Genomic DNA, 22647 nt, shown 5'->3' with positions numbered 1-22647 from the left:
AGAGAGGAACGAATATGTCGAAACCGATGACCAAGACCCAGCTGGTGGCAGCCCTCGCCGAGGCGATGGACGCCGACAAGAAGACGGCTTCGGCCGCACTCGACGCGATCACCGACGTCGTCACCAAAGAAGTGTCGAACGGCGGCGCCGTTACCCTGCCGGGCATTGGCAAAGTCTACTGCCGCGAGCGCCCCGAGCGCATGGTCCGCAACCCGGCCACCGGCGAGCAGATGCAGAAGCCGGCTGACAAGCAGGTCAAAGTGACCGTGGCGAAAGCGCTCAAGGACAGCGTTAACTCCTGATCGCAGGACTCTCTCAATCGAGGGACAGCCAATTTTTTAGGGCGCTCGCGAGCAATCGGGGCGCCCTTTTTCAGGCCCGGAGGAAAGATGGATCTGCGCGCGATCGGAATGGGGCTCGCCTTTGCCCTGATGTGGTCTTCGGCTTTCACATCCACGCATATCATCGTGGCAGAGGCTCCGCCCCTTGCAGCCCTTGCCCTGCGCTTCGCGCTGTCCGGGGGGATCGGCATCGCGCTGGCACTGGCCTTCGGCCAAAGCTGGCGGCTGAGCCGGGCGCAATGGCGCGCCACGATCATCTTCGGAATTTGCCAAAACGCGCTCTACCTAGGGTTTAACTGGGTCGCGATGACCACGGTCGAAGCCTCGGTCGCGGCGATCATCGCCTCGACCATGCCGCTGATCGTCGGCGCACTCGGCTGGATCGTCTTTCGCGACCGGATTCCGCCCCTCGGCATCGCCGGGCTGGTGGCAGGCTTCGCGGGCGTCGGCATCATCATGGGCGCACGGCTGCAAGGCGGGATCGACCCGTTCGGGCTCGGCCTCTGCGTCGCGGGCGCACTGGCCCTGGCGGTGGCGACGCTCACCGTACGCGGCGCGAGCGGCGGCGGTGGCGGCGTGCTGATGATCGTCGGCCTGCAGATGCTGGTGGGGGCTGTGAGCCTCGCCGTGGTCTCCGCCTTCACCGAGCATCTCTCCGTCGAGGTGACGCCGACACTGGCCTTCGCCTTCACCTACACGGTGATCGTACCAGGGTTGATGGCGACCTGGGTCTGGTTCCGGCTGGTGGGCCGCATCGGCGCGGTGCGCGCGGCGACCTTCCACTTCCTCACGCCGGTCTTCGGCGTCGCGATCGCCTGGGCGGTGCTGGGCGAGCATGTCGACTGGCACGACGCGCTTGGCGTTCTGGTGATCGCAGGCGGCATTCTCGCGGTGCAGATCTCAAAGCAGGAGGCGCGGAGGTAACCCCCCGCGCCCCTGAACTTTACGCCTAGCAATTCACGAGCCGCGCAGCACCTGCAGCAGCTCCAGCGTGGCGTAGCCATCGGGCGGCAGACCGCGCGATTTCTGGAAGGCCACGATCGCCTTCGACGTATTCGCACCGATCTTGCCGTCCGTGCCGTCCGTATCGAAGCCCGCCGCGGTCAGCCGCTCCTGCAGCTCGACCTTCTGCTTGGAACTGAGCGGCTTGCCGGTGCGGGGCCAATCCTGCACGAAGGGCCCCTTCCCTTTCAGACGATCCGACAGATGCCCCACGCCGATCACGTAGCTGTCGGCGGAGTTGTAGCGCGAGATCGCGCGGAAGTTGCCGAAGATCATGAAGGCGGGCCCCTTCGCGCCCGCTGGCACGAGGATCGACGCCGAACCGTAATTCGGCACCGTGCCGCCCGTGGCCGAGCGCACGCCAAGCGCCGCCCAGTCGGCAGGGCTCTTCTTCGTACCCTTGCCGGTGAGGCCGTAGTTGAAGCCTGAGGGCAGGATGACCTCGACGCCCCAGGGCTGCCCCTTCGACCAGCCCGAGCGCGCCAGATAGGCCGCCGTCGAGGCCAGCGCATCGGTCGGATCTTCCGACCAGATATCACGCCGACCATCGCCGGTGAAATCGACTGCATAGGACAGGTAGGAGGTTGGGATGAACTGCGTGTGGCCCATCGCCCCGGCCCAAGAGCCGGTCATGTGCCGCTCGTCCACGTCGCCCGACTGAATGATCTTGAGCGCCGCGATCAGCTGCTTGGCGAAGAACTCGCCGCGCCGCCCGTCATAGGCCAGCGTCGCCAGCGCGGGGATGATCGCGGTCTTGCCACGATAGGCGCCGTAGCGGCTTTCCATGCCCCAGATCGCGACGACGACCTCTTTGTCGACGCCGTATTTGCGCTCGATCGCGTTCAGCTGCCCGTCGTATTGGCGCAGCATCTGCTTGCCGGTTGCGACGCGCTCATCCGAAACCGCGCTGTCGAGGTAATCCCAGATCGACTTGGTGAATTCCGATTGGTAGCGGTCGCGCTCGATCACCTTGGGATTGTAGCGCACATCGGCCATCGCGCGATTCCAGGTGTATTCGGTGATGCCGTTCGCCAGCGCACGGGATTTGAACCCCGCGAGGAAGGACTCGAAACGCGCTTCCGTCGCGGCGTCCGTCCGCGGGATCGGGTCTGCCACGGGCGCGCTGCCCCGCGCCAGCGGCCGGGGCGAGGATTCGGGAGGCCCCGCGCAGGCCGAAAGCGCAGAAAATGCCATAAATGTCAGTGGGATGATCTTGCCGGGAATTGCCATGGTGCCTGCTCGCTGTTTTGCTCTTTGAACCAGTGTATCAACGGTTCGTGAGGTTTCAACGGGCGTCAAAAGACACTCAATGGCTTACTGCAGCGGCTTCTTGTCGTTGCCGAAAAACGGCTCCATCTGAGCGATGATCACGGAGTTCTCGTCGAGCGCGCGTTGCATCAATTCACGCTCCGCATCGTCGATCTCATGGCCCTGTTTCTCGCGCTCCGCGAGCGTGCCGTAACCCGTGACGTCAAGCGGCGCCATCTCGGCGTGCTTGAGGATCGCCACGGTCTCGCGCACGGCCTCTGCCTCGTCCACGCCCGAGGCATAGCACAGCAGCCCCGCCCCGGACGCGCCTTTTGGCAGACCGTCATTGGGCGAACGACCAACCTCGACCAGCAGGGTAAAGACCTGCTGGCGCGAGGGTTTCTTCTTCGGCTTTTCCGGCTTCTCAGTCACGCAGCAGCTCGTTGATGCCGGTCTTCGACCGGGTTTGCGCATCGACGCGCTTCACGATCACCGCGCAATAGAGGTTGATGCCGTTCTTCGAAGGCATCGAGCCCGAGACGACGACCGAATAGGGCGGCACTTCGCCATACATCACGTCGCCGGTCTCGCGGTCGACGATCTTGGTCGACTTGCCGATATAGACGCCCATGCCCAGGACCGAGCCTTCGCGGACGATGCAGCCTTCGACGACTTCCGAGCGCGCGCCGATGAAGCAGTTGTCCTCGATGATGGTCGGGCCGGCCTGCATCGGCTCCAGCACGCCGCCGATACCGACGCCGCCCGAGAGGTGGACGCCCTTGCCGATCTGCGCGCAGCTGCCGACGGTAGCCCAGGTGTCGACCATCGTGCCCTCGTCGACATAGGCGCCGAGGTTCACGAAGGAGGGCATCAGCACAACGCCCGGCGCGATATAGGCCGACTTGCGCACGATGCAGTTCGGCACGGCGCGGAAACCGCCGGCTTTCCACTCTTTGTCGCCCCAGCCTTTGAACTTGCTGTCGACCTTGTCCCACCAGTGGCCGCCCTGCGGGCCGCCATCCTGCTGCTCCATGTCCTTCAGACGGAAGCCGAGCAGAACCGCCTTCTTGGCCCATTGGTTCACATGCCAGTCGCCGTTCTCGCGTTTCTCCGCAACACGCAGTTCGCCGCGATCCAGCGCGTTGAGCGTATCTTCGATGGCCTCGCGGGTCTCACCGCCGGTCGAGGGCGTGATGGTGTCGCGGGCTTCCCAAGCGGCTTCGATTGCAGTTTCGAGCGCGGCGTTCGACATGGGCAAATCCTCTTTCAGGTGGCCTTTACAGCGTTCACGCTATAGTTGGTCAAAGCGAAACGCGCAATGAGCAGGTGCCCCATGAAGGACGACACGACGCATTCGTTCCGCCACTCGCGGGACGACGCGCAGACCGCAAAGAACATTCCAGACACGCCACAGACCCGCGCACCCGCCTATCGGCTGGCCTATACGGATGTGGATTTCATGCTGCGCGACGAGTTGCGTCCGGTGCGGCTGCAGCTCGAATTGCTCAAGCCGCAGCTGATCATGGACGAGCGCGGCATCGAGTCGACCATCGTCATGTTCGGCGGCGCGCGCATCCCCGCGCCCGAGAACAAGGCCAACGCGAAAACCGAATATCTCGCGGAACTGTCGGGTTACTACGAAGAGGCGCGCATCTTCGCGCGCGAGATGACCGAACGCTCGATGCAGGAATACGGCCGAGAGAACGTGATCTGCACCGGCGGCGGCCCCGGCGTGATGGAGGCGGGCAATCGCGGTGCGCATGAGGCGGGCGGACAGTCGATCGGCCTCAATATCGTGCTGCCGCACGAGCAGGCCCCGAACGAATACGTCACGCCCGATCTGACCTTCAACTTCCACTATTTCGCGATCCGGAAGATGCATTTCCTGATGCGCGCCCGCGCCGTGTGCGTCTTCCCCGGCGGCTTCGGCACGCTCGACGAGATGTTCGAGGCGCTGACCCTGATCCAGACGGGCCGGATGTCGAGAATCCCCTTCATCCTGTTCGGGCGCCAGTTCTGGGAAGAGATCATCAACTGGGATCGGCTGGCCGAGGCCGGGACGATCTCGCCCGAGGATCTTGATCTGGTCAGCTTCGTCGAGAGCGCCAAGGATGCGGTCGCGATCATCGACAATTGGAATTACGAGAACTGCTGAGGCGCGGCGCTCAGGCCTTCGCCTCGGCGCTGACCTCGGGCAATTGCGCGCGGTGCTCATGGCTTGCGCGCGCTGCCGCTACCAGCGCCCGGAACAGCGCACGCTGCCGGTGGGCATAGGTGAGGTATTCCGGGTGCCACTGAACGCCCAGCGCAAAAGGCTCCTCGACCCGCTCGACTGCCTGCACCATCCCCGAGCCGTCGCGCGCCGCAACCCGTAACCCGTCGCCCAGGCGATCCACGGCCTGACTGTGCAGGGCGTTGACCCGCATCGGCGCGAGCCCCGCCAGCGCGCCAAGCCGCGAACCGGGTTCGACGCGCACATCCTTCTTCGGCAGAAGCGTCGTATGTTTATGCGCGTTGTAGTGATCGTAGGCGTCCTGATGCAGATCGCCGCCCAGCGCGACATTGATCATCTGCGCGCCGCGGCAAATCCCCAGCACCGGCTTGCCCTGCGCCATCGCTTCCTCGACGAGGCATTTCTCCAGCTCGTCGCGCGCCGGGTCGAGCACCGCGCTCGCGATCAGATCGCCGCCATACAGCTCCGGTGAGATATCATCGCCGCCGCCCACGATCACGCCGTCGACATGCTGCACCTCGGCGCGTTTGCCCGCGACCCAGCGGACCGAGCGCCCGCCCGCCAGCCAGACGCCGAAGGCGATGAACGGGTAGACCCGCCACCCGGTGCGACGCGATGTCGATATGCCGATCAGGGGCTTCATCTATGCCCGGCAAGCCTCAGAATTTTCTCGCAGGTCTCGACCCATTTCCCGCCCAGCAGATGGAATTCGGTCTTCGCCGTCAACCATTCGCGGCACATCAGGCCCAACAGCTCGGGCTCCGCCGCGAGCGTCTCCACGAACCACCAGCGGCGCCATTCGCTGTCGAGTGACCAGGTCTCATCGTCGATACGGCAATCGGGCAGACGGAAATGGAAGGCGGGACGCGGTGAAACGGTGCCCCCCTTCCCTTCCTCCGGTGCAATCAGATCGGGCCGCAGCTCGCAGAAGATCGGCAGCATATCGAGCCCGTGGTTCCGCGACAGCGTGTGCTTGCGATAGGTGACGATCACCTCGTCGAGCGCAGCATCCGGGCCGAGCCGCGCCAGATCTTCGATCAGCTTCTTCGGATAGGGCGCGGTGAAAGGCAGCACTTCGCGCGTCCTCTCGATCGGCCATGTCTCGCGCATCCACTCCTCGATCAGCGCAAACGCCAGAAGCGGGCGAACGATATCCTCTGCCTTGCGCGATGCGATCTCCGGGTTGAGATGAAGGCCGAACCCATAGAGCAGAGACCGCCCCGTGCCTTGCGCGCCTTCGCTGCGCAGCAATTCAATGAAATCAGAGAGTTGCAGAAGGCCTTCGCGGTCCAGCGGCTCGGTCACGATCTCGACCGGAATGACCTCGCGCCCGATGCGCAGACCAAGCTCCTTGAGAGCACCGTCGGCTTGCTTGCGCACCGAAATGTCGAGATAGACCTGCAGATCGCCGAGCTTCGTGCCGGTGACTTCCCAGTCCTGACCGTCGCTGCGCCGCGCCTCACCCCCAAGGGCCTGCGCGGCGATCTGCGCGATGCGCGCCTCGGTGAGCCCGGCAAACTCGATCTCCACGCCAGTGCGGCGCGGCTTTCCCTCGGCATTACAGGGCTTTGGAAGCGGGGCGATGGCCTCTCGCGTCATGACGTCTCCGGTTACTTCCCACACGCAGCGTCAATGCAGAAGCGGCGAAGCGGGTTCCCTTAAAGCCCCGCTTCCGCCTGAATTTGCGCCTGCGATTTGCGCGCCCGTTCGGTCGCCGATTTCAACTGACCGCAGGCGGCCATGATGTCTTCGCCGCGCGGCGTGCGGATCGGCGAGGCGTAGCCCGCCTTGTAGATGATGTCGGCGAAGCTCTCGATCCGCTCCCAATCGCTGCGCTCATAGGGCGCGCCCGGCCATTCGTTGAACGGGATCAGGTTGATCTTCGCGGGAATGCCACGGATCAGCTTCACCAGTCGGCGCGCGTCCTCGTCGCTGTCGTTCACGCCCTTGAGCATGACGTATTCGAAGGTGATCCGCTCGGAGTTCGACAGGCGCGGATATTCCCGCAGCGCGTTCAGCAGCGTCTCGATATTCCAGCGCTTGTTGATCGGCACCAGCTTGTCGCGCACCTCGTCGGTCGTGGCGTGGAAGGACACCGCCAGGAGGCAACCGATCTCCTCGGCGGTCTTCGCGATCTCCGGCACCACGCCCGAGGTCGACAGCGTGATCCGGCGACGGCTGAGGCTGATGCCTTCACCATCCATCACGACCTGCATCGCGTCGCGGACATTCTCGAAATTATAAAGCGGCTCGCCCATCCCCATAAGAACGACATTCGACACCAGACGGGTCTCGTTCTTCGGGCTGTTCTTCTCGGGCCATTCGCCAAGATCGTCGCGTGCGAGCATCACCTGCCCGACGATCTCGCCGGGCGTCAGGTTTCGCACGAGTTTCTGCGTACCGGTGTGGCAGAACGAACAGGTCAGCGTGCAGCCCACCTGGCTCGAGATGCACAGCGTGCCGCGGCTTTCCTCGGGGATGTAGACCGCCTCGACCTCGTGGCCGCCCGCGATCTTCAGGAGGTATTTCCGCGTCCCGTCCTCGGAGACCTGCTTCGACACGATTTCGGGGAGGGTAATCTCAAATTTCTCGTCCAGCATCGCCCGGTAATCCTTGGCGAGGTTGGTCATCGCCGCGAAATCGCGCACGCCCCAGTAATAGAGCCACTGCCAGATCTGGCCGACGCGCATCTTCGCCTGCTTCTCGGGCGTCCCCGCCTCGATCAGCGCCGCGCGCAGCTGGTCACGGGTGAGACCGATGAGGTTCACCTTGCCGCCTTCGGGCAGCTTGCGCGGGATCGTGTGCACGTCTTGCGTGATCGGAGCCTGAGACTGGGTCATCGCATGTTTCCTTGAAATGAGGCGCCTCATATAGGGGATTCGCCCCTGCATTAACAGGGGGCGTCGCGCTTTTGGCTCGAACGCGAAAACCCCGGCGCATGGCCGGGGCTCCAATGTCAGGCGCGAGGGCGGCTTACTGGCAGCGCTGCTCGGCTTCGGTGGTCGCGGCGGTGAAGCCCATCAGCGAGAACGTGTCCTCGGTCTGGGTGCCACGGCTCGAACGCCCCGTCAGCTTCACGTCGGACCCGGCCTTGAGCGCGCCGATGATCTTCGCGTCCTCTTCAGGCGATCCGGCCCAAGCGCCGCCGCCATCGGTGAAGAGCGTGTATTTCTGACCGCCGACTTCGAGATCGACCGTCGAGCCATCCGCGAAAGGATAGCCGCCCATGAACGAAATCTCGGGCTTCTTGCCCGGACGGTAGGTCACGAACAGCAGGATATCCCCGCGGTTCACCTGCACGACCTTGCCGCCTTTGGTGTTGACCGTCTTCTTCGGTTTCGACACGCCCCAGCACTCTTTCGGGTCGTTATCTACAAAGACGCTCCAATCGGTATTCGCCGCAACGCGGTTGGTGCTTTCCTGCGCCATCGCGCCATGCCCCGCCCCGATCATGAGCGCGGCGACCGCCGCGATCCGCAGACCCTTCATCATCATGCTTACAGCCTCCAGCTGTCAGGTTGCCTCTGCATCGCCCGGGCCGGTCACCCTGTTTTCGGTGGCGAATGCGTTTTCCTCTCGATAACACTCATTTAACCTAAAAAAGCCTAGGGGTAAAACCCCGCGATGGCGAGATTTCGCGCATAGGAGGCAGGCGATGACGGCACCGAAGGCAATGATCGAGCTGTGGCGCGGGGGGATGTGTGAATCCGTCCATCACGGCCATGCGGTGATCTTCGGCCCGGAGGGGATCGAAGCCTCTTGGGGCGATCCCGAAGCCATTATTTTTCCGCGCTCTTCCGTGAAGATGATCCAGGCCTTACCGCTGCTGGAAAGCGGCGCGGCGGAGGCCGCCGGGCTGACGACGCGCCAGCTCGCCCTCTCCTGCGCGAGCCATTCCGGAGCGCATATGCACCGCGCGGCGGTCGAAGACTGGCTCGCGACGCTTGGGTTGGGCGATGACGACCTGCGCTGCGGGGCGCATCTGCCGCGCGACAAGGCCGAGAAGAAGCATCTGATCTGCTCGGATCACGCGCCTTGCCAAGCGCATAACAATTGCTCGGGAAAACACGCCGGGTTCCTGACACTGAACAAGCATCTGGGCGGCGGCCCTGACTATGTAGAGATCGACCACCCGGTGCAGCGGGCCGTGAAATCCGCCTTTGAAGAGGTGACCGAAGAGACCTCGCCGCGCTACGGGATCGACGGATGCTCGGCCCCGAATTTCGCGACCAGCCTCGCCGGTCTCGGGCGCGCCATGCAATTTTTCGCGGCAGCGACTTCCGACGGCGATCTGCGGGCGCGCGCTGCGACCCGTCTGGTCGACGCGATGATGGAGCATCCGGAGCTCGTCGCGGGCGAAGGCCGCGCCTGCACCGAGATCATGCGAGAGTCGAACGGGCGCGTCGCCGTCAAAACGGGTGCGGAAGGCGTCTACGTCGCCATGCTTCCGGATCAGAAACGCGGCGTCGCTCTGAAGATCACTGATGGCGCGACCCGGGCCTCGGAAGCGGCGATGATCGCGCTGCTGATCCGCCTCGGTGCGCTGGATGCCAACGCGCCCGTGGTGCATCGCAGATTGACCGGCCCGATCACCAATTGGCGCGGCCTGAAAACGGGCGAGCTGCGCCGTGCCGCGCAGTTTCCCTAAAGCCTAGAGCCGAAGGGACAGGCCCTGCGCCCCCACGTTCCGCAACAGGCTGAGCGCGACATTCTGCGACGAAACGCTTGTCATGCTCGAGAGCTGCGCACGAAGCAAATAATCCCGCGTCAGGACCTCCAGCTTGTCAGGTCTGGAAAGCTCCGCGGGGTCGGAGGTGCCATAGGTGCGTTGCGCTTTGGACATATAGATTTCGCGTTGCTGATCGACATCAAGCGCGCCGACGCTGGGTGGCAGGTTGAGCGCAGTCTGGAACACCCGGCTCAGGGATGGCGATCCGATAATCGTGTACCACTTCGCAGTTTCGGACATATCCTTCACCGCGAGCTCAGGAAGGTCGCGCTGCAATGACATCGCCATGCGCAGGTCATTATCGACTTCGCCAACCGCGACCTCGAATTCTCGGGTTTGAAATTTCGTCAGTATCTCATCCGCGAAAGTCGAAAGCTTCGTTCGCGGAACGGAGTAATCTCCGAAACCGAAAGCCGTGGTCAGCGCGAGATAGCTCTTATCTGACAGCTTGTTGGCCAGCGCCGTTCTGTCCAAAGAGCCTTCCTCGAGTACTTTCCGGATGAAGTATTTATTGTCGATATCCGCATCGAGACCGAATGCACCGAGCGCCACCCCGAGCAGACGTCGATCATCTACCAAAGCCTTCGCCGTATCGATCTGTCCGATCGTCTCCCGGAAATAGCTGTCGAGGCGTTGGTTTTCCGTCGACGCCGCGAAAGCGGCTTGCTGCGTCTCCATCGTGCGCGAGAGAAACCGCCACCCCGCAAACCCGGAGAAAGGGACGACCGGCTGATACGTCATGACGCGCCTGCGGCGAGGAGGCGTTCCTCCCGTGGAAGAAGCGTGCGCAGTGCTTTCAGCGCTTGGTAATGCTGGTTCTCGATCACGGCGAGCGTGGCTGCATTGAGCTGCGCACGGCTATCTTGATCCTTGAGAACTTGACTGAGCTGCTCAATCCCCCGAAGCAACTGCATCTTCGCCTCTTGCGGATCGGTATCACCGGAGAGTACGAGCTGCGCGATATAGCAAACCCGACGGACCGGGGTGTTGACCTCTTCGGGATGGATCGCGTCGCGCAGCCGAAGAATGTTTGCGTTCGGCGTCATGATCGCGAGTCGCGATCGGCGATCCCCATTTTCGATGACGGCACCGTTGATCAGCACTCTCTCTTTCGGGGCGAGTTTCAGAACGAGGCCGCTCATTGCTTTGCCCCGTCTTGTCGCAACCCGCGCATGATGGCGGTGTTCACGTCGATCAGCGCATCGACCGACCGGTCTTGCGAAAGCACGAGGCGGCTATGCGCCTGCGTGAACTCGTGCAGGAAAAAGATGCGGGCGCGAAGATCTTGCGGCAAGCCATTCTCCGGATCGGCGACATCCGCCGCAAGCGCGGTCCAGAGGCGGCGGTTTTCGAAGATCGCTTCTGCCAGCGCGGCAAAAGGAGCACCTTGCGAAGAGACCTGTTTGAGGCGGCGCGTGATCCGGGCGAAGAGTTCGAATTCGAGCCCTCGCGGCGTGCGCATCGGCTGGCTGGGATTGGAATAGGCCGTTTTGGCCAAAGTCGTCGCGTACACGGGAAATCCTTCCGGTGACTGAAACTGATCATGCGCGCAGCACATGAGGGAAGCGGGGGCGCCAAGGCAGGCGCCCCTACCCGAGCCTTAGCGGAACAGCGAGAGAATGTTCTGCGGCTGCTGGTTGGCGATCGAGAGCGCCTGGATGCCCAACTGCTGCTGCGTCTGCAGCGCCTGAAGACGGGCCGAGGCCTCTTCCATGTCCGCATCGACGAGCGTGCCGATCCCCGCCTTGAGCGAGTCACTCAGCTTCGAGATGAAATCGGCCTGAGTCTGGATGCGGCCCTCGGCCGAACCGAAGGCCGAAGCGGCATCGGTCGCAACCTGGATGAGCGTCTCGATATTGGTGAGCGCGAGTGCCGGATCCCCGCCATTGCCAGCGTCGACATTGATCGAGCTGAGCAGGCCGAGGCCGCCCGCACCGGCGTTTTCATACTGGCCGGTGATGGTCAGCGAGTCCGCGCCGCCATTGGTGATCACGATCGTGCCGGCATTGGCGATATTGTAGTCGACCGTGACATTGGCGCCGGAATTCTCAATCGCCGATTTCAGACCGACTGCCACGACATCCGCCGTCGTGGTGGAGGCGATGTCTTCCGCCGTCACGGTGTAGGACACCGCGTAGTCGCCCAGCGTCATGTTGATCGTGTCGCCCGCCGCGAGGTTGGTATCGACGATCACCACGGTGCCGTCATCATCCGAGCCGCCGTTCGCATCGCGCGAGAAAGAGAAGGCATCATCGGTCGTCGCGGTGACGCCATCGGTGCCGGTGAAGACATCGGCACCGACGTAACCGCCAACCGACAGATCCTGCGCCGCAACGCCGATATGCTTGGCGGCCACCGTGCCGTCGGACGCACGATCGAGCGAAGAGAGCACGTTCACGGTCGCGGCCGAAGAGCCGTCGACGAGGTTGAGCCCGTTGAACTGAGCGGCCCCGACCACCGATTTGATCTGCTCGCGCAGCGCGTCGACGTCGGTCTGAAGCTTCGCCTGATCGACGTTCTGCTCTTGCGCGGCGACGATCTTGCCTTTCATCTCGGTCAGAAGGTCGGTCACGGTTTCCGCCGCCTGGCGGGCGACAGCGACCGTCGACTCGCCGAGGGCGAGGCTGTCGGAGATCCCCGAGAAGCCTTTCACATCGGACTCCATGACTTTCGAAATCGCCCAGACCGCCGCGTTGTCCTTCGCCGAGCCAACGGCTTTGCCGGTTGAGATTTCGGACTGCGTGGTGGCGAGGCCGGAATTGATCCCCTTGAGGGTCTGCAGCGCAACCATCGCGCTGGTATTCGTCAGAATACTGGACATGATTTATCCTTTTAGTGTCGACGCTTTGCGTCACTCGATTGCAAAGCCGCGTATTCGACGCGGCACTCAAGGCTTTCTGACCAATGCGCCTCCTGAGCTGTGAGGCGCGCCATCGCTTGGATGCGTCGCCACCATGGCCCTCCAAAGGCTAACAATCTGCTAAATCCCTCCCCCGACCTCTCAACAAATTCCCTTCATGATTAACAGCTTATGCACGACGCTCGAAATCTCCGCTGCCGCGGCGGATGGGCCGCGGTCGCCCTTCCTTGTCATAGGACTCGAAGCCTTTCGCCGCCGTCACAATCGTTTTCAAACGAGCCTGCGCCGCGCGAACACCCGCAAGTGCCGAGGCCAATAGCGTCTGATTCTCGCGTGCAAGCGCACGGATTTTCTCGACCGTGTCGCCATCAGGTTTCGTCAGCGCAGCCATCGCGCGCTCCTTTCGATCGCTCAGCCCGACAAGGTCGGAAAAATCCGCCGAACGGATCGCTTCCCGTTCGAGCCGCAGCAGCGAGATCAGCTCTTCCGCAGCATTCGTATCAGACATCCTGCCCTCCGTTCTTGAGCGATTCGAAGATGATTTCCGCAAGGCCAATTCCCCCGGCCTCGACCATGGCCTTGGACTGTTCGGCTCTCAGGAAGGACGTGAATTGCTCTTCGCCAATTCCACCGCCGAAAGCACCGCTTGCGGCTTTAATGCCCACCTCTTTAAGCATTTCCGAAAGGAACCCGGCTTCTAATGCCTTCGCTTGCTCAAGCAGCTTGGCATCATGCGAAGAGAGGCCAGCCGCGTGCGGCAGCGGTGATACGGTCGGACTGTGCATCGAACTCTCCAGTTGCAAATAATTTTCTGCACTCTGCCAGTCGGGCGTAAAGAATCGGTAAGTTCCTGCGGCGATAGTGGCCTCGACACAGACAGAAGTCGTGAGGACCATGATTCCCTTTCCGATTCCAGAAACGCCGAAAGGCCCGAGCGGCCATCTCAAGGCAGCAGCGAGACCTACCGATACGGCAGAGTTGCCGGGCGGGACCTTCACGCTTGAAGAAGAGGCCGCGCCAAAAACCGTCGCAACCCCTCGTGGCGTTAACTCGGTTGAGGAGCCGGAGGGTGGCGCGGACCCGTTGGCCGACAAGGACCCGCAGTGTGAGGCTGAAGATGCTCAAGTAGCGCTGACGAACGAATCCGGTGCTCGAGAATTGGTTGGCAGCGATTCTGGGATTGCGCTGCCCGGTCCGCAGGGCCCGTTCGGCCCGACGCGATCGGCTCCCACAGTCGCCCCAGACCATCCCACAAAGCTCGATGGTCACAAGAAGCCCGTGGAGCGCATTGTCTCGCATGATGGCGGCGCGACGTCTCGACTGAACGAAAAAGGGGACCAGGAGAGGGTTTCGCTTGCTCACACGGAGACGGACAAAATCGAAACGAATATCCCTGACACGGCTTCGGAAAGCTCAATGCGTTCTGTGCAACTCTCGAACGTGATGACCGTTCAGCCACAGATCGACATGCAAAACGCTGGCTTCGTGAAAGATGGAACGCTCTCAATACTCGTTAGAAATGATGCGGCGATCGTTGCGCCTCACGATGCGAGCGGTCGGGTGCAAAGGCCTGCTGAAACTGGCGAAAATTCGGCGATAGTTGTGTCGTCAAAACCCGTGGTGTTTGTCCCAGGGATTGATAGCACTCAACGTGCCGAGCCCGCATCGAAAGTTCCGACGCTCACAGCATCCGATGCAGAGGGGACAAAGGCAGGGAACGTTGAAACCAAAAGCACACCGCAGGAGAACGCAACTAGCTCGGGCCCTCTTCGTCCCGACGGTCGTTCAGAAATGGCGCTTGTGCGGGGCCTGAATGCCGCGCCTTCTTTCCATTCACCTGCTGCAACACATAACCCTCTGGCAGGCAAACAACCTGAGAGCGCGCCCGTCTTTGGCCAAAACAGTGCCCAAACCCAACCGACCGAAGCGTCAGCTGGGGCTGCGCGCACCGTTGCTCCAGAAACTGATCCAACGCTGACCGGGATGAAGAGACGCGCAGGAGACCAGGCAGCGCCGGCCTTCTTTCCACTGCCCTCCACGCTCGCCGAGCCGCCCAGTGCGAAAACGCGAGCATCAAAGGCTGCAGACGTCAAATTGGGCGCGAAGGAAGCACCGCAGCCCGTCGAGGCAAGCGTTGTCTCTTCGAGACTGCAGCAGGCCGCGAACGCAAATGCCCCACAGCACGAGTTTGCGACCGAGGCCTCCGCCCCCCCGTCAACTGTCGGCGCCTCTGGAGCGGTTGCGCGCCCTCAGCCTCAGCAGAACATGTCACCGATACTGAGCGTCGCGCAAAGCGATGCGCCGCAGCATGAAAAGGCCGGGGCGCCCGAGAGGTCGACCCGGCTGGAGGCCGCACCCCTCCCTTCGGGTGCCATACCCTATGCCTCACCCGCGCCCGCCCTCAAACGCATGGATCACGCACGGGCAACCTATCTCACGACGGCAGAGTTGGGCGCGACCAAGAGCAATATGGACGCCCCCGAGCTGACCGCCACGCGGGCCCACGTCGGTGAGACAGCAGAGACATGGGCCGCGGGCTCCGCCCCTCTGATCACCGCGTCGGGTGGGTCCGGGCAGACAAGCGCGGCGGTGCCCCCCGCCCCCGCTTCGATCGCGCAGTCGATCGCACATCAGATTGGAATCTCGCTGCCGCGGATGCCTGACCGCCCGGTGGAGATTGCGCTCTCGCCGGAGGAATTGGGCCATGTGCGCATGACCCTCCATGCGAGTCAGAACGGCATGACGGTGGCGATACAGGCCGACCGCGCCGAAACGCTCGACCTGATGCGCCGCCACATCGACACCCTCGCGCGCGAGATGCACGACATGGGCTATGGCTCGCTCGATTTTCAGTTCAGCCAGCGCGACGAGCGTCCGCAGCAACGGCCCGACATGCTCGACGGCTTGGGTGCAGAGCCAATTGAGACGCCAATTGCCTCGGCCCCACGCGTAACCGCGCGCCTCGCCCCCCCGCAAAGCGGGCTCGATCTGCGGATGTAGGAGACGACCATGACCACCACTTCCCCCATCACCTCGCCTGCCACCGCCACGTCGGCCATTACCGCCGCGGAGAACGGCACCGGCACCAAAGCGCCCTCGGCGCTGAGTTCGGATTTCGAAACCTTTCTGACGATGCTGACCGTTCAAATGAAGAACCAGGACCCGCTCAACCCGATCGAAAGCGCGGATTTCGCGGTGCAGCTCGCGACCTTTTCGGGCGTCGAACAGCAGGTGAAGACCAACGACCTTCTGACCGCTCTGTCTGGCCAGATCGGGCTCGGCGGGTTGAGCGAACTGGCGGGTTGGGTCGGGATGCAGGCGCGTGCCGAGGCGCCGAGCTTTTTCGACGGCGCGACGCCCGTGGATCTCGCGCCAGACGCGCGATCGGGGGCCGATGCCGCGGTTCTCGTGGTCACGGATTCCACCGGGCGTCAGGTCGCGCAGAAACCGATCTTGCCCGCACTCGACAGCTATGCCTGGGACGGCACGAACGACGCAGGTCAGCTACTGGGCGCAGGGCAATACAGTTTCGCGCTGCAAAGCTACGCCTCGGGAAGCTTGATCGGCACCGACCCGGTCGCGGCCTACACGCGCGTGACCGAGGTGCAATCCGGCGCGGACGGCGCGCTGCTGACGCTTGAAGGCGGCGCCACGATCGCCGCGGACACGGTCAGCGCGTTGCGAGGGGGTTAAAGCAACTCACCCAGCACGACGCCGAGCAAAAGCAGGGCCGTCCCCGCAGAGATCAGCGCCGCGTAGCGCCAGCGGGTTACCGTCAAGGGGGGCGGCGTCGGCTCGGTCTGTTTGCGGATCGCCGCTTTCACGAGGTCGGGGAGTTCCGGCCCGAAGCGGCCCAGCACCTGCACGGTCTTGCGCAGGTCATTCGCGATGGCGCGCGGGCCGAGGCTTTCGCGGATGTATTTCTCCACGACCGGCTTGGCGACTTCCCACATATTGATCGACGGGTTCAGCGAGCGGGCGACACCTTCGACAACCACCATCGTGCGCTGCAGTAAGATCAGCTGCGTCTGGGTCTGCATCCCGAACCGCTCGGTCACCTCGAAGAGATAGGCCAGCAACCGCGCCATCGAGATATGCGTCGCGTCCATCCCGAAGATCGGCTCGCCGACAGCGCGCAGCGCCAGAGCGAACTCGTCGACATCGCGATCGGCGGGGACATACCCGGCCTCGAAATGCACCTCGGCCACGCGTTTATAGTCGCGCTGGATGAAGCCCATGAGAATCTCGGCATAGACCCGGCGGGTATATTCGTCGATCTGCCCCATGATCCCGAAATCATAAGCGAGGATATCGCCGTTCCCGGCCACCTTGAGATTGCCGTGATGCATGTCGGCATGGAAAAAACCGTCGCGTAGCGCGTGGCTGAGAAACAGCTGCAAGACGCGCTCGCCAATGCCGGAAACATCATGGCCCGCCCCGCGCAGACCGTCCGGGTCGCCCATCGGCAGCCCCTCCGCCCAGTCGAGCACCATCACCCGCTTGGCCGAGAGGTTCCAGACCGGCTGCGGCACCACGAAACCGGCATCGCCTTCGGTATTCGCGCCGAATTGCGAGGCCGAGGCCGCCTCCAGACGCAAGTCCAGCTCGCCCATAACGACGGATTCGAAATGCTTGATCACCTCGCTCGGGCGCAAACGACGCGAGGCGGGCGAAATCCGTTCGATCATCGCGGCGGCGAAATGGAAGGCGTCGAGATCGCGGCGGAAGGCGCGCTCGATCCCCGGACGCAGCACCTTCACCGCGACGCGCTCGCCCGTATCGGCGCGGCGCGCGGAATGGACCTGCGCGATCGAGGCGGCGGCGACAGGCTCGGAAAACTCCATGAACAGCTGATCGGCAGGCGCGCCCAGTTCTTCCTCGACCATGCGTTTGGCGACGGAAGTCTCGAAGGGCGGCAGTTTGTCCTGCAGCACACGCAGCTGATCGGCCAGCTCCGAGCCGACCACATCGGGCCGTGTCGAGAGGACCTGACCGAACTTGATATAGGCCGGGCCCAGCGCGGTGATCGCGCGCGTCACCGGCGGCAGGTCCGGATCGCCCTTGTAGCCGAGCCACGCAAACGGCGCGCTGATCGCATAGGCCACGGCGCGCAGCCGCGGCGGCGCGTCCATCGCTTCGAGCGCCTGATGCATCGCGCCCGTGCGGATGAAGGTCGCGCCCGTCCGGATCAGGCGCCAGATATTATGGGGTCCGCGCATCGGTTAAAGTTTCCAGCCCGAATGCAGCGCCGCGATCCCCATCGAGAGGTTCCGATAGGAGACATTCTCGAACCCGGCCTCGCGGATCATCTGCGCGAATGCCTCCTGCGTCGGGAATTTGCGGATCGATTCCACCAGATACTGATAGCTGTCGCGGTCATTCGCGACGATCTCGCCCATCTTCGGGATCACGTTGAAGGAATAGAGATCATAGGCCTTCTGCATCATCTCGTTCGGGATCTGGCTGAATTCGAGCACCATGATCCGCCCGCCGGGCTTGAGCACCCGGTAGGCCTCCGAAAGCGCATCAGGAATGCGCGTCACGTTCCGGATGCCGAAAGAGATCGTGTAGACGTCGAAGGAATTATCCGCGAAGGGCAGTGCCATCGCATCGCCCACGACCCAGTCGAGACTGTCGGCCATGCTTTCGGCCTCTGCGCGTTTGCGGCCCTCGAGCAGCATCGATTCGGTCATGTCGCAGACCGTCGCGTGGCCCGAGCCTGCGCGCTTGAGGAAGCGGAAGGACACATCGCCCGTGCCGCCCGCCACGTCGAGCAGCTTCTGACCCGGCCGCGGCGCGAGCCAATCCATCATCGCGTCCTTCCAGACACGGTGGATGCCCATGCTCATCAGGTCGTTCATGATGTCGTATTTCGATGCCACTCGCGAAAACACGCCGTGAACCATGCCTGCCTTGGCATCTTCGTCCACGGTCTGAAAACCGAAATGCGTGGTCTTTGATTGCTCTGCGCTCATGGGCCCTTGCCGTTCCTCATTTCACCCCCTTCTTATAGGGGCCCTTTGCCCCAAGACAATGCGATGAGGAGGAACAATGCCCGAATTGCCCGAGGTCGAGACGGTTCGTCGCGGGTTGGTCCCGGCCATGGAAGGCCATCGGATCGAGCGCGCCGAAGTCAATCGACCCGACCTGCGCTGGCCCCTGCCCGAGCGGATGGCGGAGCGGTTGCAAGGTGCCCGCATCGACCGTCTGCGGCGACGCTCGAAATACATCCTCGCCGATCTCGACAGCGGGGAGAGCCTGCTGATCCATCTGGGCATGTCCGGGCGGATGCTGGTGTCGGGCGTGACGCTCGGCGAATTTCATCTCGATCATCCGGCGCCTGCCAAGCACGATCACGTTGTTTTGCACATGTCCGGCGGCGGACGCGTGACCTTCAACGATGCGCGCCGTTTCGGGGCGATGGATCTGGTGCTGACCGAGCGTGAGCAGGCCCATTGGCTGCTGGCGGGGCTGGGCCCAGAGCCCTTCGGCAACGACTTCCACGAAGACTATCTGGTCGAGGCGCTCAAACGCCGCGCGACCCCGATCAAATCGGCGCTGCTCGATCAGCATGTCGTGGCGGGTCTGGGCAACATCTATGTCTGCGAAGTGCTGCATCGGGCAGGTATCGATCCGCGGCGTCAGGCGAAGCGGATCTCGAACCTGCGGCTCGCCTCGCTCGTGCCGATCATCCGCGAGGTGCTGACCGAGGCGATCTCGGCCGGCGGCTCGTCCCTGCGCGACCATCGTCAGGCGGATGGGGAGCTGGGATACTTCCAGCACAGCTTCCATGTCTACGACCGCGAGGACACGCCCTGCACCACCTGCGCCACCCCGATCCGGCGCATCGTTCAATCGGGACGTTCGACCTTTTTCTGCCCGTCTTGCCAGAAATGACGCAGCGCCCTCGCATCATAAGACGCTTGATCTGATTTGATGCTCTGCTAGGAGTCCCGTTCAGAGACAAGGAAAGGCAAGACCGAATGGCCTACCAGACCCTGATCGTCGAGATCGAGGATTACGTTGCCCTGATCCGGCTCAACCGCCCCGACGCACTGAACGCCCTGAACTCCCAATTGCTGGGGGAACTGGCCGAGGCGCTGAAATCGGCGGAAGAGAATGACAAGGTGCGTTGCATCGTCATCACCGGTTCGGAAAAGGCCTTCGCGGCTGGCGCAGACATCAAGGAAATGTCGGAAAAGAGCTTCGTAGACATGTTCACGAGCGACTTCTTCGGCAAAGAAGCGGATGCCATCAATCGCATCCGCAAACCGATCATCGCTGCAGTGGCGGGCTACGCGCTCGGCGGCGGTTGCGAACTGGCAATGATGTGCGATTTCATCATCTGCGCGGAGAACGCCAAGTTCGGCCAGCCCGAGATCAATCTCGGCGTGATTGCCGGGATCGGCGGCACCCAGCGCCTGACGCGCTTCGTGGGCAAGTCCAAGGCGATGGACATGCACCTCACGGGTCGCTTCATGGATGCGGGCGAGGCCGAACGGTCGGGGCTTGTCAGCCGGGTCGTCCCGAACGCCAAGCTGATCCCCGAGACGATGGCCGCGGCGCAAAAGATCGCCGAGAAGTCGATGCTCGCCACTCGCGCCGCGAAAGAAGCGGTCAACCGCTCCTACGAGACGACGATGAACGAGGGCATCCTGTTCGAGCGACGTCTGTTCCACGGGCTGTTTGCGACTGACGACCAGAAAGAGGGCATGGCCGCCTTCCTCGAAAAGCGCGAGCCGCAATTCCGCGACAAGTGAGCTCGTCTGAGCCACTCGAACGACACTAGATGGCGGGGCTTCGGCCCCGCTTTTCATTATCCCCCTTTCCCTTTCACGCATTTTGGCTTAAGAGGCCGCCTCACATGCGCGTGGAGCCCGCTTAGGCTAGAATCATCTAGGTTCGCTGGAGCCCGGGGTCTGTCGTGCGATTGAAAGATTTGAACAGACCCGGAAAGTGGGAAGATACACATGGCTAACACGCCCCAGTCCAAGAAACGCGCCCGTCAGAACGAGCGCCGCCAATACGTCAACAAAGCACGTCGCTCGCGCATCCGTACCTTCATCCGCAAAGTCGAAGAAGCCATCACTTCGGGCGACTACGAAGCGGCAACCAACGCTCTGCGCGCGGCTCAGCCCGAACTGGCTCGCGGCGTCACCAAAGGCGTTCTGCACAAGAACACCGCATCGCGCAAAGTCTCGCGCCTCGCTTCGCGCGTGAAGGCCCTCAAGGCCTGATCTGCGTCCCGGAGCGAACTGGCTCGGGAATACGCTGGATTCCTTAAGAAAAACGCGTCTGCCTATCTGGCAGGCGCGTTTTTTCTTGGACAATCAACGCCTTGACACAAAACTGTTGCAGTTTTGCGCAGCCCCCTCAGATTCGTTTCGGGGAATCTCACGTCAAGCGCAAAGGTCGGTTGCCTGCGGGCTCACCAGCTTGCTAGCTTCTACCTGCGATTCACGTCGCCTTGGGGGACATGACGCATTTATCTGGCCGTCGAGGGCAAATAAGTCTGCCACGACAAATGAAAAAGCCTGGCGGCGACCAGCGAAATGCGATTCCGATTCTCGAGGGGGTATAACCCCTCACTTTCGGCAACTCTGCCTGACACCGGGTTTTAGCCCCGGCAGGTAGGTCGTGTCTGTTTGTATTCGAGTTTGGCCTGCCAGCCGGACTCACCGCAAAGCCAAGGGACGAAGACGCACCTGATTTGTGTTTGGCGATGGGCGGAAAAATGACGGACGACACTTGGGGGCAGGTCTGCAATGAGCTTCAAAAAGCTGTTGGGCAAAACAACTACACGACCTGGATCGCTCCGCTCGAGCTGATCGACCTCGAGGACGGTATCGCCTCGTTTCAAGCACCGACGAAATTCATGTGCGACTGGGTCTCGCGCAACTTCGCGGAACCGATCCTGAGCGAATTGCGCCGGGCGGGTGTCTCCGCCGAGCGCGTCAACATCTCGGTCCCGTCGCGCCGCCCCATGAACGGCTCTGCGAATGGCGCCACGCGCCCGACCGTTCCGGCCCCTGCCCCGGCCGCCCCTGTCGCCAAGCCGCGCAAGACCCCGCGCCCCGACGAGCCGCTTCCCGGCGCGCCGCTCGATTCCCGCTTCACCTTCGACAGCTTCGTCGTCGGCAAACCGAACGAGCTGGCCCATGCCGCCGCCAAGCGCGTCGCCGAAGGCGGCCCCGTCACCTTCAACCCGCTGTTCCTCTATGGTGGCGTCGGCCTTGGTAAGACGCACCTCATGCACGCCATCGCGCATGACCTGCAGCACCAGCGCCCCGATCTGCGCGTGCTCTACCTCTCGGCCGAGCAGTTCATGTATCGCTTCGTGCAGGCGCTGCGCGAAAAGCAGATCATGGACTTCAAAGAGATGTTCCGCTCGATCGACGTTCTCATGGTCGATGACGTGCAGTTCATCGCCGGCAAGGATTCCACGCAGGAAGAGTTCTTCCACACGTTCAACGCGCTGGTCGATCAGGGCAAACAGATCGTCATTTCGGCGGATCGTGCGCCCGGTGAGATCAAGGACCTCGAAGAGCGCATCAAGTCGCGCCTGTCCTGCGGCCTCGTCGTCGACCTGCACCCGACCGATTACGAACTGCGCCTCGGCATTCTGCAGACCAAGACCGAAGCCTATAAGAGCGAGTATCCCGATCTGAAGATCGCCCCCGGCGTTCTGGAATTCGTGGCACACCGGATCACCTCGAACGTGCGTATCCTCGAAGGCGCGCTGACCCGCCTGTTTGCCTATGGCTCGCTGATCGGGCGCGAAATCACGATGGATCTGGCGCAGGAATGCCTCAAGGACCAGCTCCGCCAATCCGAGCGTAAGGTCACCGTCGAGGAAATCCAGCGCAAGGTGGCGGAACATTACAACGTCCGCCTCTCGGATCTCGTGGGCCCCAAGCGCCTGCGCGCCATCGCACGGCCGCGTCAGGTGGCGATGTTCCTCGCGAAATCGCTGACCACCCGCTCGCTGCCCGATATCGGGCGTCGCTTCGGTGGGCGCGATCACACCACGATCATGCATGGCATCCGCAAGATCGAAGAGCTGCGCGGCACGGATTCGCAGCTCGCCGAAGATATCGAGTTGCTCCGCCGCCTCCTTGAAAGCTGATCTGGCCCGCTGGGCTTGACGCTCCGGACAAAGCGACCGAATGTCTGCGAAAACCGTTGTGCCGGTGACGCGAGGTGCTACCTTGCCAGCCCCGGAAAGTCGTGAGGG

The 22647-nt window shown here is 62.9% G+C and carries 25 protein-coding genes; 10 read left to right on the top strand and 15 right to left on the bottom strand.

The genetic code is table 11. From position 1 onward, the window contains the following. Nucleotides 1-14 precede the first annotated feature (14 nt). Nucleotides 15-302 carry an HU family DNA-binding protein gene (locus BMI86_RS17590; protein WP_075776797.1) on the top strand — a complete coding sequence of 96 codons (288 nt, stop codon included), beginning with the start codon at nucleotides 15-17 and terminating at the stop codon, nucleotides 300-302. Nucleotides 303-389: 87 nt separating this feature from the next. Beyond that, complete coding sequence (locus BMI86_RS17585) at nucleotides 390-1265, top strand: DMT family transporter (protein ID WP_078542491.1); 876 nt, start codon at nucleotides 390-392, stop codon at nucleotides 1263-1265. A gap of 33 nt (nucleotides 1266-1298) precedes the next feature. Here the strand turns inward: BMI86_RS17585 and BMI86_RS17580 are convergent, their stop codons facing one another. The 3 genes from BMI86_RS17580 to dapD form a co-directional block, all read right to left on the bottom strand. Further along, entirely contained in the window at nucleotides 1299-2459 is a 1161-nt protein-coding gene (locus BMI86_RS17580) for a lytic murein transglycosylase (RefSeq protein ID WP_246831761.1), read from the bottom strand. A 198-nt stretch (nucleotides 2460-2657) separates the two neighbouring features. Further along, complete coding sequence (locus BMI86_RS17575; protein ID WP_078542489.1) at nucleotides 2658-3023, bottom strand: hypothetical protein; 366 nt, start codon at nucleotides 3021-3023, stop codon at nucleotides 2658-2660. Then, complete coding sequence (gene dapD, locus BMI86_RS17570; protein ID WP_078521584.1) at nucleotides 3016-3843, bottom strand: 2,3,4,5-tetrahydropyridine-2,6-dicarboxylate N-succinyltransferase; 828 nt, start codon at nucleotides 3841-3843, stop codon at nucleotides 3016-3018. Before dapD ends, BMI86_RS17575 begins: the two co-directional genes overlap by 8 nt. A gap of 81 nt (nucleotides 3844-3924) precedes the next feature. Here dapD and BMI86_RS17565 point away from each other — a divergent pair, with 81 nt between their 5' ends. Further along, on the top strand, nucleotides 3925-4746 hold the full coding sequence (locus BMI86_RS17565; RefSeq protein WP_078521586.1) for an LOG family protein: 822 nt from the start codon (nucleotides 3925-3927) through the stop codon (nucleotides 4744-4746). Between the two features lie 10 nt (nucleotides 4747-4756). On the opposite strand, the gene BMI86_RS17560 is transcribed toward BMI86_RS17565, so the two are convergent. The 4 genes from BMI86_RS17560 to BMI86_RS17545 all read right to left on the bottom strand — a co-directional run bounded on the left by BMI86_RS17560 (nucleotide 4757) and on the right by BMI86_RS17545 (nucleotide 8313). Further along, nucleotides 4757-5467 (bottom strand): gamma-glutamyl-gamma-aminobutyrate hydrolase family protein, encoded by a 711-nt coding sequence (locus BMI86_RS17560; RefSeq protein WP_078521588.1) that lies wholly within the window; start codon nucleotides 5465-5467, stop codon nucleotides 4757-4759. Beyond that, complete coding sequence (locus BMI86_RS17555; RefSeq protein WP_078542488.1) at nucleotides 5464-6423, bottom strand: amidoligase family protein; 960 nt, start codon at nucleotides 6421-6423, stop codon at nucleotides 5464-5466. Before BMI86_RS17555 ends, BMI86_RS17560 begins: the two co-directional genes overlap by 4 nt. Nucleotides 6424-6482: 59 nt before the next feature. After that, nucleotides 6483-7664 (bottom strand): 23S rRNA (adenine(2503)-C(2))-methyltransferase RlmN, encoded by a 1182-nt coding sequence (gene rlmN / locus BMI86_RS17550; protein ID WP_078542487.1) that lies wholly within the window; start codon nucleotides 7662-7664, stop codon nucleotides 6483-6485. A gap of 133 nt (nucleotides 7665-7797) precedes the next feature. Continuing rightward, nucleotides 7798-8313, bottom strand: a complete 516-nt coding sequence (locus tag BMI86_RS17545) for an invasion associated locus B family protein (RefSeq protein ID WP_078521682.1) — start codon at nucleotides 8311-8313, stop codon at nucleotides 7798-7800. Between the two features lie 166 nt (nucleotides 8314-8479). On the opposite strand from BMI86_RS17545, the gene BMI86_RS17540 reads away from it, so the two are divergent. Next, nucleotides 8480-9472 carry an asparaginase gene (locus tag BMI86_RS17540; protein ID WP_078542486.1) on the top strand — a complete coding sequence of 331 codons (993 nt, stop codon included), beginning with the start codon at nucleotides 8480-8482 and terminating at the stop codon, nucleotides 9470-9472. A 3-nt stretch (nucleotides 9473-9475) separates the two neighbouring features. Here the strand turns inward: BMI86_RS17540 and BMI86_RS17535 are convergent, their stop codons facing one another. The 6 genes from BMI86_RS17535 to BMI86_RS17510 all read right to left on the bottom strand — a co-directional run bounded on the left by BMI86_RS17535 (nucleotide 9476) and on the right by BMI86_RS17510 (nucleotide 13198). Next, on the bottom strand, nucleotides 9476-10294 hold the full coding sequence (locus BMI86_RS17535; protein WP_078542485.1) for a DUF1217 domain-containing protein: 819 nt from the start codon (nucleotides 10292-10294) through the stop codon (nucleotides 9476-9478). Further along, nucleotides 10291-10695 (bottom strand): flagellar biosynthesis repressor FlbT, encoded by a 405-nt coding sequence (gene flbT / locus BMI86_RS17530; RefSeq protein ID WP_078542484.1) that lies wholly within the window; start codon nucleotides 10693-10695, stop codon nucleotides 10291-10293. The genes BMI86_RS17535 and flbT overlap by 4 nt, the downstream gene beginning before the upstream one ends. Then, the gene (gene flaF, locus BMI86_RS17525) at nucleotides 10692-11111 is read right to left on the bottom strand and encodes a flagellar biosynthesis regulator FlaF (RefSeq protein ID WP_152845463.1); all 420 of its coding nucleotides are present in this window, start codon (nucleotides 11109-11111) and stop codon (nucleotides 10692-10694) included. Before flaF ends, flbT begins: the two co-directional genes overlap by 4 nt. A gap of 42 nt (nucleotides 11112-11153) precedes the next feature. Next, nucleotides 11154-12374, bottom strand: a complete 1221-nt coding sequence (locus BMI86_RS17520) for a flagellin (protein ID WP_078542483.1) — start codon at nucleotides 12372-12374, stop codon at nucleotides 11154-11156. A gap of 208 nt (nucleotides 12375-12582) precedes the next feature. Continuing rightward, entirely contained in the window at nucleotides 12583-12921 is a 339-nt protein-coding gene (locus BMI86_RS17515; protein ID WP_078542482.1) for a flagellar export chaperone FlgN, read from the bottom strand. After that, nucleotides 12914-13198: a rod-binding protein gene (locus BMI86_RS17510; protein WP_078542606.1), complete on the bottom strand. Its 285-nt coding sequence runs from the start codon at nucleotides 13196-13198 to the stop codon at nucleotides 12914-12916. The genes BMI86_RS17515 and BMI86_RS17510 overlap by 8 nt, the downstream gene beginning before the upstream one ends. Before the next feature lie 109 nt (nucleotides 13199-13307). On the opposite strand from BMI86_RS17510, the gene BMI86_RS17505 reads away from it, so the two are divergent. Continuing rightward, nucleotides 13308-15413, top strand: a complete 2106-nt coding sequence (locus tag BMI86_RS17505; protein WP_078542481.1) for a flagellar hook-length control protein FliK — start codon at nucleotides 13308-13310, stop codon at nucleotides 15411-15413. A gap of 9 nt (nucleotides 15414-15422) precedes the next feature. Further along, nucleotides 15423-16106, top strand: coding sequence for a flagellar hook capping FlgD N-terminal domain-containing protein (locus BMI86_RS17500; RefSeq protein WP_078542480.1), 684 nt, complete (start codon nucleotides 15423-15425; stop codon nucleotides 16104-16106). Here BMI86_RS17500 and ubiB read toward each other — a convergent pair. Beyond that, nucleotides 16103-17632 carry a 2-polyprenylphenol 6-hydroxylase gene (gene ubiB / locus BMI86_RS17495; RefSeq protein ID WP_078542479.1) on the bottom strand — a complete coding sequence of 510 codons (1530 nt, stop codon included), beginning with the start codon at nucleotides 17630-17632 and terminating at the stop codon, nucleotides 16103-16105. The two genes, BMI86_RS17500 and ubiB, sit on opposite strands and share 4 nt — an antisense overlap. Before the next feature lie 3 nt (nucleotides 17633-17635). After that, complete coding sequence (gene ubiE / locus BMI86_RS17490) at nucleotides 17636-18388, bottom strand: bifunctional demethylmenaquinone methyltransferase/2-methoxy-6-polyprenyl-1,4-benzoquinol methylase UbiE (RefSeq protein WP_078542478.1); 753 nt, start codon at nucleotides 18386-18388, stop codon at nucleotides 17636-17638. Between the two features lie 76 nt (nucleotides 18389-18464). Here ubiE and mutM point away from each other — a divergent pair, with 76 nt between their 5' ends. The 4 genes from mutM to dnaA all read left to right on the top strand — a co-directional run bounded on the left by mutM (nucleotide 18465) and on the right by dnaA (nucleotide 22539). Beyond that, the gene (gene mutM / locus BMI86_RS17485) at nucleotides 18465-19310 is read left to right on the top strand and encodes a bifunctional DNA-formamidopyrimidine glycosylase/DNA-(apurinic or apyrimidinic site) lyase (RefSeq protein ID WP_078542477.1); all 846 of its coding nucleotides are present in this window, start codon (nucleotides 18465-18467) and stop codon (nucleotides 19308-19310) included. 86 nt (nucleotides 19311-19396) lie between these two features. Next, nucleotides 19397-20173, top strand: a complete 777-nt coding sequence (locus tag BMI86_RS17480; RefSeq protein WP_075776776.1) for an enoyl-CoA hydratase — start codon at nucleotides 19397-19399, stop codon at nucleotides 20171-20173. 210 nt (nucleotides 20174-20383) lie between these two features. Next, the gene (gene rpsT / locus BMI86_RS17475) at nucleotides 20384-20650 is read left to right on the top strand and encodes a 30S ribosomal protein S20 (protein WP_078542476.1); all 267 of its coding nucleotides are present in this window, start codon (nucleotides 20384-20386) and stop codon (nucleotides 20648-20650) included. A gap of 497 nt (nucleotides 20651-21147) precedes the next feature. Continuing rightward, the gene (gene dnaA / locus BMI86_RS17470; RefSeq protein WP_078521686.1) at nucleotides 21148-22539 is read left to right on the top strand and encodes a chromosomal replication initiator protein DnaA; all 1392 of its coding nucleotides are present in this window, start codon (nucleotides 21148-21150) and stop codon (nucleotides 22537-22539) included. Nucleotides 22540-22647 lie beyond the last annotated feature (108 nt).

Origin of the sequence: Thioclava sp. DLFJ5-1, assembly GCF_002020115.1 — a bacterium.
GTDB classification, from domain to species: Bacteria; Pseudomonadota; Alphaproteobacteria; order Rhodobacterales; family Rhodobacteraceae; genus Thioclava; species Thioclava sediminum.
This window is presented reverse-complemented; position numbering and strand designations above follow the sequence as displayed.

Coding starts and splice junctions, on each gene's coding strand:
- BMI86_RS17590 (WP_075776797.1), top strand. CDS start 15: ATGTCGAAACCGATGACCAAGACCCAGCTGGTGGCAGCCCTCGCCGAG.
- BMI86_RS17585 (WP_078542491.1), top strand. CDS start 390: ATGGATCTGCGCGCGATCGGAATGGGGCTCGCCTTTGCCCTGATGTGG.
- dapD (WP_078521584.1), bottom strand. CDS start 3,843: ATGTCGAACGCCGCGCTCGAAACTGCAATCGAAGCCGCTTGGGAAGCC.
- BMI86_RS17565 (WP_078521586.1), top strand. CDS start 3,925: ATGAAGGACGACACGACGCATTCGTTCCGCCACTCGCGGGACGACGCG.
- BMI86_RS17560 (WP_078521588.1), bottom strand. CDS start 5,467: ATGAAGCCCCTGATCGGCATATCGACATCGCGTCGCACCGGGTGGCGG.
- BMI86_RS17555 (WP_078542488.1), bottom strand. CDS start 6,423: ATGACGCGAGAGGCCATCGCCCCGCTTCCAAAGCCCTGTAATGCCGAG.
- rlmN (WP_078542487.1), bottom strand. CDS start 7,664: ATGACCCAGTCTCAGGCTCCGATCACGCAAGACGTGCACACGATCCCG.
- BMI86_RS17545 (WP_078521682.1), bottom strand. CDS start 8,313: ATGAAGGGTCTGCGGATCGCGGCGGTCGCCGCGCTCATGATCGGGGCG.
- BMI86_RS17540 (WP_078542486.1), top strand. CDS start 8,480: ATGACGGCACCGAAGGCAATGATCGAGCTGTGGCGCGGGGGGATGTGT.
- BMI86_RS17535 (WP_078542485.1), bottom strand. CDS start 10,294: ATGACGTATCAGCCGGTCGTCCCTTTCTCCGGGTTTGCGGGGTGGCGG.
- flbT (WP_078542484.1), bottom strand. CDS start 10,695: ATGAGCGGCCTCGTTCTGAAACTCGCCCCGAAAGAGAGAGTGCTGATC.
- flaF (WP_152845463.1), bottom strand. CDS start 11,111: ATGTGCTGCGCGCATGATCAGTTTCAGTCACCGGAAGGATTTCCCGTG.
- BMI86_RS17520 (WP_078542483.1), bottom strand. CDS start 12,374: ATGTCCAGTATTCTGACGAATACCAGCGCGATGGTTGCGCTGCAGACC.
- BMI86_RS17515 (WP_078542482.1), bottom strand. CDS start 12,921: ATGTCTGATACGAATGCTGCGGAAGAGCTGATCTCGCTGCTGCGGCTC.
- BMI86_RS17510 (WP_078542606.1), bottom strand. CDS start 13,198: ATGCACAGTCCGACCGTATCACCGCTGCCGCACGCGGCTGGCCTCTCT.
- BMI86_RS17505 (WP_078542481.1), top strand. CDS start 13,308: ATGATTCCCTTTCCGATTCCAGAAACGCCGAAAGGCCCGAGCGGCCAT.
- BMI86_RS17500 (WP_078542480.1), top strand. CDS start 15,423: ATGACCACCACTTCCCCCATCACCTCGCCTGCCACCGCCACGTCGGCC.
- ubiB (WP_078542479.1), bottom strand. CDS start 17,632: ATGCGCGGACCCCATAATATCTGGCGCCTGATCCGGACGGGCGCGACC.
- ubiE (WP_078542478.1), bottom strand. CDS start 18,388: ATGAGCGCAGAGCAATCAAAGACCACGCATTTCGGTTTTCAGACCGTG.
- mutM (WP_078542477.1), top strand. CDS start 18,465: ATGCCCGAATTGCCCGAGGTCGAGACGGTTCGTCGCGGGTTGGTCCCG.
- BMI86_RS17480 (WP_075776776.1), top strand. CDS start 19,397: ATGGCCTACCAGACCCTGATCGTCGAGATCGAGGATTACGTTGCCCTG.
- rpsT (WP_078542476.1), top strand. CDS start 20,384: ATGGCTAACACGCCCCAGTCCAAGAAACGCGCCCGTCAGAACGAGCGC.
- dnaA (WP_078521686.1), top strand. CDS start 21,148: ATGACGGACGACACTTGGGGGCAGGTCTGCAATGAGCTTCAAAAAGCT.